We start from the raw sequence: 10,355 nt of genomic DNA on the forward strand, positions 1-10,355 counted from the left end.
TACGCAACCCCTGTCTAACCCCTATACCCAAGCCCATGCCCTAGAGGCACTGTTGAGGAAGTTGCCCGCACCGACAGACCCCCTGCCACCTGCGCCAGAGCGCACACCGCAAGAGCGTGCCAAGCAACCTATCCCTGCGACTTGACATCGTCGCAATGGAGCACCACCTCGCAGATGTCCATAGCATTCCAGGCGGTTCGCTATGGATAGGTGGATCACAGTGCCGATACAGCCAGAGCCAAGGTCAGATACTTGAGTTGTGGAGCCACATCGGGTTTGGCCCATTGCGCGCGAGCTACCATACCAACTTTTAAGGAACACGCTATCGCTTGAATCTCAAGCGAGATAGCATAAAGATCGGCGCGGAATACAACATCGATCCCCAGACGATCACCGAGTGGTGTCAGACATGCAATCCGTCTACGGACGATTCCTAAACTCCACTGCCCCAATCCGGAAGAGCAATCTCCGCCAAGGCGCCCTCAAAATCACGCAGGCCGAGATCAAGCACCAGCATCGTGATCCAGTCCCGAGTCAGCCCGTCCAGATCGTCTACGGTCCGGCCTCTAGATCTCGCACGGGGAAAGTAGCCACTCGGAGGGTGCTCGGTACTGTCTCTGGCGTAATCATTTATGTTGAGCACAGACGTTACGCGGTAGTCTTTAGCGGGCTGAATCCAGCCCCGAAACATATGTAGTTCGCTTGGCTCAGCCGCAGCCATAGATTCCGCAACGGCCATGCACACACCCGTGATTGTCAATAGTTCGGCAAGCACCGCATGGTAGAGATCACTCAGACCGATCGGCACAACCTTGCCCGACTGGTCGTAGTAACGCAGACCGAGCAGTAGCGATAGTTCGCGGCCTGCAAGACTGAGGTACGCCGCTGCTGTAACAGGCACCTCGCCCGCGGTGAAGACCCTCCCGCCAGCAGGCGCGCTCATCTTGAACCACGTAGATGTAGCCTCATTTACCCGCCAGCCGAGCGGAGACGCTTCCTGCTGCGGAGCCAGGCCCCAAACCTCGGTAGGGATTGGGGAATGGATGAGGGTATCAAGTGCAGCTTTCCGAGCCGCCGAGCCTAGCCATGGTTGTTCCAGCACTCGGTACGGCAAGGTAAGCCCGCCCTGAAGACGGATGGTGGCTATCTCTCGCGGCTCCTCCTCCGACCAGAGTGGATACCTTGTCGGGTCATTTGGCTGAGAGCGATTGTCTACCTCAAACTGTGGATTCTGATACGGCGCACTGTCGCGGGCGACCAGGTCAATAATGCGCTGGCGGTCGGCAACGGCGTTCTGGCCGGGAATCCGATATCTGACCTCACCATTGACCACCACAGGATGAGGTACGGCGTCTGCATCTACTCGCAGAATTACGACAAGTCTATCGGTGTTCGGAACTTTAACCGGAATCACCTCCGGCAGTGCCGTCGGCATTAGGCTGCGCATTTGGGTGACCAGAGCATCCGGCTCGCGCTTTGATACTCCTACAAGACGAGCATCGCCTGTAAGCTCTTCTGATACTCCTACAAGGACGAGACCGCCGTCTGCGTTGGACAGCGCCTGCACAGCTTCGACCACGTTACGGCCACTACGCTCGCGCTTGAGCTCCAACGTCAGCGACTCTGTAAGCAGGTTGGCCTGTTCGGCAGCCAACACGAAGTCACGCACCATGTCGTAGGTGATCTGGTCGGCTGGTGCATCGTAGAGGCTTGGGCTGACAAGCATGTGACTAGCCTATCCCTACCCGAAGCGACGAGTCACTCAGTTATCGCTGACGTAGCGTGGGGGATCGTCACCGCGCCGAGACTGAGCAAAGTTCATAGTAACTACCGTTGAATATTTGAATCACTCCACAAATTCCGCTATAAATTAGACCGTATACTATTACCAAAAGAGAGGGCTTACATGGGGGAACAATCACCAGGCACGCAACCACCAATGCCACTGGAAGAGGCCGAACGAAAGCTTGTTGCCTTTGCCCCGCGCATCGATTCAACCTTGCGAGAGCAGGTTGAAGGACTGCGCCAACTTACCAGCCAAACCATCAATTAGGTAGGGGAAGAAGCCCTGCAAGGCTGGATCAGTAGCAAGCTCGCCGACGAGGAGATACGCGCTCAAGCCATGGCAGGCATCGAGGAAGAGGAACGTAGATTACAAAAATGCCGTGAGGCCATTGCAAGAGCACTGGGAACGACGGCCAATGCGCTGGCTGGGAAGCCAGAAGGTAGTCCTAGCCGGGGTGGCCGGTAGGGGAAGCCCGGCGAATAGCTCGCTGGCGAGGACACTCACGGCCCCTTGAGCGCGAAGACTCCCGTCATCTGCGCGACCAACTTCCGAACCTCGACAACAAGGTTCAGCACCGGCGTTTCGATGCGGTCCGCCACATACTCGGCTTCGCACTTGGCGAGCAGAACCGGCCAAAGTATCTCGGCGAGCTTAGTCTTCTGTTCTCGTACTCGCATCCTCCCCATTGGGACCTTGATATCCGCATGGGCAGCACGTGCAGCCTGAAGCTCTGTTCGCAGGTCTTGCTCCCACGTTGCTGAGCTCACCCGTTGGTTCTGCTGACTGATTGCCAGGATTGTAATAGCGGGCACCAGCTCATCATCTGTGAAATTAGCGAGTTCGTACTTGTCCTCGCCCCAGACTTGGACGTGCACCAGGTGGTCGAGCTCGACCTGGCTGATATCTGCATCCTGGTACTGCACTTCTTCTCGGATGGCCTCTTGTAGCTTGCGCCGGAGTTTATCCCGCTTGAATTCGGTCTCAAAATCGTTCTCGGCGTCCATCGCAATCATAAGCGCGGTTGGGGAGGCATCGAGCAGCCAGCCGTCACCAAACTTGCGGCCGACACGAGGCGTGACCCCATAGCGGGCGATGAGATGTACGTTGACCTTCGAGCTTTTTGTTCGCTGCACCCGCACTTGCTGCGGCTGGGTAATACCAAACTCTGTCAGCAGCTTGGGGACGTGATCGAACTCGGTTTCGCCCTCAACCAAGAGGATCACCTTAGGGTGCGGGGACAGGCCGAACTCAGCAAGTGCTCGCTCAAGTGTCTGCGCTTCGGCGTGCCGGGGAGTGAGACGATCGTGCTGCGGTGCATGCCATCCACTGCCGCTCAGATCTGGCAGCGGTTCAAGAACCCCATCCGCCGCGAGATCTTCGTGTGCGCGCAGCAGTATCTCCGCGGCAACTCGCTGCCACATGGCATCAAGGGGCTCACCTCGAAGCTTGGACCAACCCTTGTATCGGGCATACCGCAGCAAGGGCAGCCACTTGGCCAGCGGTTCACTGCCAGCTTGCATGAGAAGCGTATCCGCCGTGCCGCTCAGCTCGGTCGGGCTAAAGCCGACCAGCTTGAGCAACGCCTGCACGTCGACGGTAGCCCGGTACGCCCGCAGCCCCGCGTCACCGGCCATGTTGGGCATACTGAGCCGACCAAGAATGGCCGGGAGATAACGTGTCGCTAGGGCCGCAAGAACCAAAGTAAGTCGACGGCACTGTCGCCAATAGCGGTTGTTGTGTACGGGCGGATGCCATCCGTCCCTGATAAATTGGAATTCACTCACCGCCGCATCGATATGGAACAACTGCCACGGCGAATAGACGAAGCCATTCCACCAGTGGTCGAAGTCTTCGTTCCTCGGCCGCCTGTACGGCCATGCAGCCGAATAGCCTTCCTCAGCAGGATCCCGCAGGCGACCATCTGCTGCCGCGTCGATCGTCCAGCCCCGCGCGTTCATGCCACCGTCAGGCTCGACAGCGATTTTATGTCCCACCACCGGTGTGTCGCTCACACGGTAGAGCGGGAGAAGCAAGCGGTGGCTGTGGAACATCTGCAGGTCGTCAAGCGTGAGCTTATGCCCGCGCTCCTTCGCCTTCTTGAGGAAGCCGTCAGCCGTTAGCAGGTCATCCTGCGTGAAGATATATGGGATGGTGAGCAACGCAAGCGCTCCACCCGAAGGTAGATAACCTACCCGTGATCTCGTTATTTCCACACTCACATCACTATTTTATCAGTGCCTACTGAGCTCATCGTTAGAATTATCAGGAGCCCGAGGAAGCGCAGAATAGAAGTAGCCTGCGCTACCGCCGACTCCCCAACACCGGAATCGCCGCGATCTTCTCCGGGGTCAAGTCCTCCCAGATCACACCATGCTGCCAGCGAGGGTTAGGGCAGCGGATCACCTGATCCGGCGTAACGATGAGGTCGACGCTGAAGTCATGCTCAGTCTCCGGGATCTCCTCGTCTACCACCTGGAGCTGGTGGACGGGCGCCACGATGGTCGTCCGCTCGGTGACGAGCCCGGCCTCAATGAGCAGCGCTATCTCTAGGTCAGAGTACCCCGCCCTCTTGCCAATGCGCGCCCCCGACTAGTTGACGGCCACGCTGCCGCAGATAGCCACGTCGATCGGCCGCATGCCCTCGACGCCGACACGACATGCGACCTCGTAGGCACCAGTCTTGTCGGCAGCCTGCTCGGGCGGCATGGTGAGAGTGGCGGGATCGAGGAGGTAGAACGGCTGAAGGCTGGCCATGCGGGGGACGGCCATGTACAGCAGCTTGCCGTATTTGATTGCCCGTACGCGGCCAGGAAGTTGCGCCCAGTCGGGGCTGCCTTGACCGTCCGAGCTTGAAGCCAGACCTCCAGCTCCGCCAGGCGCTCGGCGGTTGCCTCCGTCTGCACACCCTGCCGCTGCAACTGCCGGTGGACGCGGCGAGCGCCATAGACGCCGTAGTTGGCGGCGTGCATCTGGGTGATCTGCTCAAGCAACAGCGCATCGCGCTGGTCACGGGCCGAGGGCGCCCGGCGTTTGCGGCCGTACTAGGTGCCCGGGAACAGGTCCAGGACCTGGCACACCGGCTCGACCCCGAAGCGGTCGCGAAGGTGATCGACCAAGGCGACCACTTCGTCCGGGGCCGGCCGAGCTCGGCGGCGAAAAAACGTGCTGGCGGCCTTGAGGATCTCGTTAGCTCGCTTGAGCTCGGAGTTCTCCTTACGCAGCCGCTTGAGCTCCTCGCGCTCAGCCGAAGTGACCTGTTCAGGACACTTGCCCGCATCGGCCTCGGCCTGACGCACCCAGATGCGCAGCGCCTCGCGGTGGATACTCATATCCGCAGCGATCTGCGCGATCGGTCGGTCGGTCGGACTCCAGCGCCAGCCGCACGGCCCGGTCACGGAGCTTCCGGGGTACCTACGTGGTGCCGCCATCGACGGACGTTCCCCTCCCTACCAGCCAAGATCATGACTGGCTTGAAGGACTTCACCAAATCCGGGGCAGCTCATCGGAGAGGACTCGCCGTCAGTGTGGCTCCCGCTTCTGCAAGGCCTCACCCCGCACGGGCTGCGGCACGGTCACGAGACCTGGATGATCGAGGACGGAGTGCCCGAGGTGCTTCAAGCCGAGCGGCTGGGGCACGCCCTCCCGGGCATTCGCGGCGTGTACTCCTATGTCTCCGACGCCATGCGAATCGAACTGAAGGCCAAGCTCCAACGGCGGTGGGAGGAGGCTCTGCGCGAGAGGCTCCTACTCAGCGCGACGTCCTCGGTGCCGCTACTCAACGAGCTTCTGGAAGCCGCTCAGCAGAAGAAGAGGAGACCCGAGCTCAAAGCCGTGAGCGCCTAGCGCGGTGTAGCCGGAGGCGGGGTGGAGTCGGGCACAGTCCTTCCACCTTGCCTCCAACTACGGAGAGTGACGCAACAGGAGAGCTTCTCGTGACCTCATTTGGCTGGGAGGGAGATGATCTCCCAGATTCCTCCCAGTTGATCACTCGGGCAGTGGGGCCGGAGTGCGGGAAGGTCGGTGTGGTAGGGGTGGGCGATACTGGGTTCGAACCAGTGGCCTCTTCGGTGTGAACGAAGCGCTCTCCCACTGAGCTAATCGCCCTTGCTCGTCGGTCGTGTGGGGGTGGCCGACGTCGGAAACTCTAGCGCATGCGGGGGGATGGTCGCGCGTCGGTTTCGGGGGCGCGGTCGGCCGTCAGTTCCAGAAGGTCGGGTCTTCCACGTTCCAGGGGAGGTTGAAGCCGTAGACCACCAGGTAGGCGATCACGGCGGCGCCGGCCAGGAGGCCCGTCAGCACGGCGAGGATGGTGTTGCGGCGCTTCTTGCGGGGGTCCAGGGCCTTCTCCTTGGCGCGCTCGGCGGCGGCCTTGGCGCGGCCCAGGGCACGCTGGGCCCAGGCGAACTCGGTGGCGAGGATCGCCAGGCCGAGGACGATGGCGACGATGCCCGGTCCGGGGGTGACCATCATCACCAGGCCGCCCACGAGGACGGTGGCGCCGACGGTGAAGACGCCGACGCGCCAGGCGGTGTTGAGGATCGTGTTGCGCCTGACCCGCTCGCGGAACCGGTGGAAGGCGCCCGCTTCCGCGTCCTTTTCATTGTTTATTGCCACGTTTTTACCTTAAGGCAGCGGGTCGGCCAGGCGCCGACTGGAGCGTTCCACGTACCCCCTCGATCGTGACACATGCCCCAGGCGGGAGGGTTGAAGATCGCCCTGATGATCCGCTTTTGCCCAGGTCAGGAGGTACTTTTAGGTCAGTGAGATGGATCACACAGCCGGGGGGCGGCGGAATGTTCGGCCGAGTTCCGGCAGTTAGGCGTCATAGATCGCGGGGACATCCGTGAGAGGGAAACCAGCGCGACTCACCGGAGCGTGCGTGAGGCAGCGGCACCGACGTGTGAAGGAATGGCCATGGACAGCAGCACCACCGTCTCAGCAGAGCTGGGCCTTCGTCTCGTCGTCCCCGACCGCACGACCGTTCCCCTGCTCGCCGGGCTGGAGTACGCGGCGGACGACCCGTACGCCATCCGGATGGCCTTCTACGTCGGCGACGACGAACCGGTGGAGTGGATCTTCGCGCGGGAGCTGCTGACGGTGGGCATCGTGCGCAGGGTCGGCGACGGCGACGTGGAGGTCTGGCCGGGGGCGCCGGACGATGACACCACGTTGAACATCGCGCTGTCGTCCCCGTTCGGCAACGCGCTGTTCGAGGTGCCCCTGTCCCCCCTCGCCGACTTCCTGCACCGGACGTACCAGGCCGTGCCGGCGGGGCGGGAGACCGAGTTCATCGACATCGACGCCGAGCTGGAGAACCTGCTCTGGCCCTCGTGATCACCGGGTGAGGCGGGCGATGTGGCGCATCTTGTTGGTGGCGTCGAGGGCGGCGACCTTGTAGGACTCGGCCAGCGTGGGGTAGTTGAACACCGCGTTGACCAGGTAGTCGACGGTGCCGCCGCAGCCCATCACGGTCTGACCGATGTGGACGAGTTCGGTGGCGCCCGTCCCGAAGACGTGGACGCCGAGGAGCGTGCGGTCCTCGGGTGAGACCAGGAGCTTGAGCATCCCGTAGGAGTCGCCGATGATCTGGCCGCGGGCCAGCTCGCGGTAGCGGGACACGCCGACCTCGAAGGGGATCTTCGCCTCGGTGAGCGCGTCCTCGGTGCGGCCGACGAAGCTGATCTCGGGGATCGTGTAGATGCCGATGGGCTGGAGGTCGAGGATCTCCTCGACGGGCTCGCCGCAGGCGTGGTGGGCGGCGAGGCGGCCCTGCTCCATCGAGGTGGCGGCCAGGGACGGGAAGCCGATCACGTCGCCGACCGCGTAGACGTGCGGGACCTCGGTGCGGTAGTTCTCGTCGACCTTGATCCGGCCGCGCCGGTCGGCGGTGAGCCCGGCGGCCTCCAGCCCCAGCGCGCCGGTCATGCCCTGGCGTCCGGCGGAGTACATGACGGTGTCGGCGGGGATGCGCTTGCCGCTCTCCAGGACGGTGATCGCGCCGCCCGGCATCCGCTCGACCGACGCGACGCTCTCGCCGAACCGGAAGGTGACCGCGAGGTCGCGCAGGTGGTACTTGAGGGCCTCGACGATCTCCAGGTCGCAGAACTCCAGCATCCGCTCGCGCCGCTCGACGACGGTCACCTTGGTGCCGAGCGCGGCGAACATCGAGGCGTACTCGATGCCGATCACCCCGGCGCCGACGACGACCATGGTCTCGGGGACGCGGTCCAGGTGGAGGATGCCGTCGGAGTCGATCACCGTGCGCTCGTCGAACTCGACGGTGGCGGGCCGGGCGGGGGTCGTGCCGGTCGCGATCACGATGCGGTCGGCGGTGACCTTGGTCTCGCGCTCCGCGCCGTTGCTGACGCCGATGGTGTTCGGCTCCAGGAAGCGGCCCGTGCCCTGGAGGAGCGTGACGTGGTTGCGGGCGAGCTGGCTGCGGATGACGTCGATCTCGCGTCCGATGACGTGCTGGGTGCGCATGCCGAGGTCGGCGACGGTGATCTCGTCCTTGACCCGGTAGCTCTGCCCGTACAGCTCGCGCTGGTTGAGGCCCGTCAGGTACAGGACGGCCTCGCGGAGCGTCTTGGACGGGATCGTCCCGGTGTTGATGCAGACGCCGCCCACCATGTCGCGGCGGTCGACGATGGCGACGCGGCGGCCGAGCTTGGCGGCGGCGATGGCCGCGCGCTGCCCGCCGGGGCCGGACCCGAGCACGAGGAGATCGAAGTCAGTCACGCACCCCAGTCTGGCGGGAGCGCGCGGCCCGGTCGAACCCCTTACAGGGATTAATCAGGGTTTTCGCCGGTGCCGAGGCCGGAGAGGAGGTCGTCCAGGCCCGCCTTGATCCGCTCGACCGGCATGCCGCGGGTGCGGCGCTGGTGGACGTACAGGTGCGCGGCGAGCGGGGCCAGGAGGGCGTCGGCGAGGTAGAGGGCGTCGGCGCCGGGGCGGACGGCGCGGATCAGCATCGCCAGGTGCCGGTTGTACAGCTCGTACGAGCCGTCCCGGAAACGGGCGTCGGGGGGCCCGGACTCGGCCATCAGCAGCAGGTCCGCCTGGGCCTCGATGCGGTCGGTGAGGGCGTGCAGGAAGGCGCGGAGGCGGTCGCGGGGGGCGGCGCCGGGGCCGAGCGGCGGCGGGCCCTGGAGGAAGGCTGCCTGGAACTCGCGCTCGCGGTCGTCGATCACCGCGTAGACGAGGCGGGACCGGTCGCCGAAGCGGCGGTAGACGGTGCCGACGCCGACGCCCGCGGCGCGGGCCACCTCGTCCATGGAGACGGCCTCGGGGCCGCGGGTGGCGATCACCTCGGCGGCGGCGCGCAGGATGCGGCGGCGGTTGTGCGCCGCGTCCGCCCGCTCGGCCGGTGGACGGCCCACGACCGGCAGTTCCCGCATCCCGCCCCCCTCTCTCGACACAGCAGGGTAGCGGGAGTTGTATCCGGAGACTTCTCCGGTTAATCTCACTAACCGGAATGTTCTCCACATACTGGGAGGCCGATATGGCGGCGGATCTGGCGGGACGGGCGGCTCTGGTGACCGGGGGCGGGCGCGGCATCGGCGCGGCGATCGCGCTGCGGCTGGCGCGCGAGGGCGCGGACGTCGCGATCACCTATGTGCGGGCGCCGGATCGGGCGGCGGAGGTCGTCCGGCAGATCGAGGCGGCGGGGCGGCGCGGCCTCGCGATCCAGGCGGACGCCGCGGACGCGGGGGCCGTCGCGTCCGCCGTCGACACCGCGGCGCGGGAGTTGGGCCGCCTCGACGTCCTGGTCAACAACGCGGGCATCGCCCCGTACGGGCCGCTGGAGGACGTGCAGGCCGAGGAGATCGACCGGACGCTCGCCATCCACGTGCGGGCGGCGTTCGTCGCCGCGCAGGCGGCGGCGCGGCACCTCGGCGAGGGCGGGCGGATCGTGAGCATCGGCAGCAGCCTCGCCGAGCGCGTCCCCTACCCCGGGTGGACGCTGTACGCGATGAGCAAGTCGGCGCTGATCGGCATGACCCGCGGCCTGGCGCGCGACCTCGGGCCGCGCGGGATCACCGCGAACGTGGTGCAGCCGGGCTCGACCGACACCGAGATGAACCCGGCCGACTCCCCCGACGCCGACTTCGAGCGCGGGTTCACCGCGCTCGGCCGGTACGGGCGGGCCGAGGAGATCGCCGCGATGGTCGCGCATCTGGCGGGGCCGGGCGGCGGCTACGTCACCGGTGCGTCGATCGCGGTCGACGGGGGGTACGCGGCCTGATGCCCTGGATCGTTCTGGTGATCGCGGCGCTCCTGGAGCTGGTGTGGGCGACCGCGCTCAAGCAGTCGGAGGGCTTCACCCGGCTCTGGCCGAGCGTGATCGGGCTGTCGGTGGCGCTGCTCAGCGTCGTGGTGCTGTCGGTGGCGCTGCGCGACCTGCCGGTCGGGACCGCCTACGCGGTGTGGGTGGGGCTCGGGTCGCTCGGCGTGGCGGTGACGGGCATGATCGCACTCGGCGAGAGCGTCACCCCGGCCCGGGTGGCCTGCCTCGGCCTGATCCTGATCGGAGTTATCGGTCTGAAGGTGGTCGAAGGGTAGTAATAGG

11 protein-coding genes, 1 tRNA gene and 1 pseudogene are annotated in these 10,355 nt (G+C 64.8%); 4 read left to right on the forward strand and 9 right to left on the reverse strand.

What is annotated here, in order from left to right:
* Positions 1-433: 433 nt before the first annotated feature.
* The 5 genes and pseudogenes from KLI87_RS30370 to KLI87_RS40490 all read right to left on the reverse strand — a co-directional run.
* Positions 434-1,726, reverse strand: coding sequence for a helix-turn-helix domain-containing protein (locus KLI87_RS30370; protein WP_214619817.1), 1,293 nt, complete (start codon positions 1,724-1,726; stop codon positions 434-436).
* Between the two features lie 560 nt (positions 1,727-2,286).
* Positions 2,287-3,945: a hypothetical protein gene (locus KLI87_RS30375; protein WP_214619818.1), complete on the reverse strand. Its 1,659-nt coding sequence runs from the start codon at positions 3,943-3,945 to the stop codon at positions 2,287-2,289.
* Between the two features lie 142 nt (positions 3,946-4,087).
* The gene (locus KLI87_RS40480; protein WP_308166356.1) at positions 4,088-4,363 is read right to left on the reverse strand and encodes a hypothetical protein; all 276 of its coding nucleotides are present in this window, start codon (positions 4,361-4,363) and stop codon (positions 4,088-4,090) included.
* A 12-nt stretch (positions 4,364-4,375) separates the two neighbouring features.
* Positions 4,376-4,555, reverse strand: a complete 180-nt coding sequence (locus tag KLI87_RS40485; protein ID WP_250904417.1) for a hypothetical protein — start codon at positions 4,553-4,555, stop codon at positions 4,376-4,378.
* Between the two features lie 293 nt (positions 4,556-4,848).
* Positions 4,849-5,214, reverse strand: a pseudogene (locus tag KLI87_RS40490) (transposase); the annotation flags it as partial.
* Between the two features lie 157 nt (positions 5,215-5,371).
* Here KLI87_RS40490 and KLI87_RS30390 point away from each other — a divergent pair.
* On the forward strand, positions 5,372-5,629 hold the full coding sequence (locus tag KLI87_RS30390) for a hypothetical protein (protein WP_214619820.1): 258 nt from the start codon (positions 5,372-5,374) through the stop codon (positions 5,627-5,629).
* A 189-nt stretch (positions 5,630-5,818) separates the two neighbouring features.
* Here KLI87_RS30390 and KLI87_RS30395 read toward each other — a convergent pair.
* Positions 5,819-5,890: transfer RNA gene (locus KLI87_RS30395), tRNA-Val, on the reverse strand.
* Positions 5,891-5,983: 93 nt separating this feature from the next.
* Positions 5,984-6,400 (reverse strand): PGPGW domain-containing protein, encoded by a 417-nt coding sequence (locus KLI87_RS40495; RefSeq protein WP_214619821.1) that lies wholly within the window; start codon positions 6,398-6,400, stop codon positions 5,984-5,986.
* Between the two features lie 300 nt (positions 6,401-6,700).
* Here KLI87_RS40495 and KLI87_RS30405 point away from each other — a divergent pair, with 300 nt between their 5' ends.
* Positions 6,701-7,120 (forward strand): SsgA family sporulation/cell division regulator, encoded by a 420-nt coding sequence (locus tag KLI87_RS30405; RefSeq protein WP_156218592.1) that lies wholly within the window; start codon positions 6,701-6,703, stop codon positions 7,118-7,120.
* On the opposite strand, the gene sthA is transcribed toward KLI87_RS30405, so the two are convergent.
* On the reverse strand, positions 7,121-8,524 hold the full coding sequence (gene sthA, locus KLI87_RS30410) for a Si-specific NAD(P)(+) transhydrogenase (RefSeq protein ID WP_214619822.1): 1,404 nt from the start codon (positions 8,522-8,524) through the stop codon (positions 7,121-7,123).
* A 50-nt stretch (positions 8,525-8,574) separates the two neighbouring features.
* Positions 8,575-9,183 (reverse strand): TetR/AcrR family transcriptional regulator, encoded by a 609-nt coding sequence (locus KLI87_RS30415; protein WP_214619823.1) that lies wholly within the window; start codon positions 9,181-9,183, stop codon positions 8,575-8,577.
* A 104-nt stretch (positions 9,184-9,287) separates the two neighbouring features.
* Here KLI87_RS30415 and KLI87_RS30420 point away from each other — a divergent pair, with 104 nt between their 5' ends.
* Together KLI87_RS30420 and KLI87_RS30425 are read left to right on the forward strand one after the other, a co-directional pair.
* On the forward strand, positions 9,288-10,031 hold the full coding sequence (locus KLI87_RS30420; RefSeq protein ID WP_214619824.1) for an SDR family oxidoreductase: 744 nt from the start codon (positions 9,288-9,290) through the stop codon (positions 10,029-10,031).
* Complete coding sequence (locus tag KLI87_RS30425) at positions 10,031-10,348, forward strand: multidrug efflux SMR transporter (RefSeq protein WP_156218596.1); 318 nt, start codon at positions 10,031-10,033, stop codon at positions 10,346-10,348. Before KLI87_RS30420 ends, KLI87_RS30425 begins: the two co-directional genes overlap by 1 nt.
* The last annotated feature ends 7 nt before the right edge of the window (positions 10,349-10,355 follow it).

The organism is Actinomadura sp. NEAU-AAG7, assembly GCF_018603865.1.
Lineage (GTDB): Bacteria > Actinomycetota > Actinomycetes > Streptosporangiales > Streptosporangiaceae > Spirillospora > Spirillospora litoris.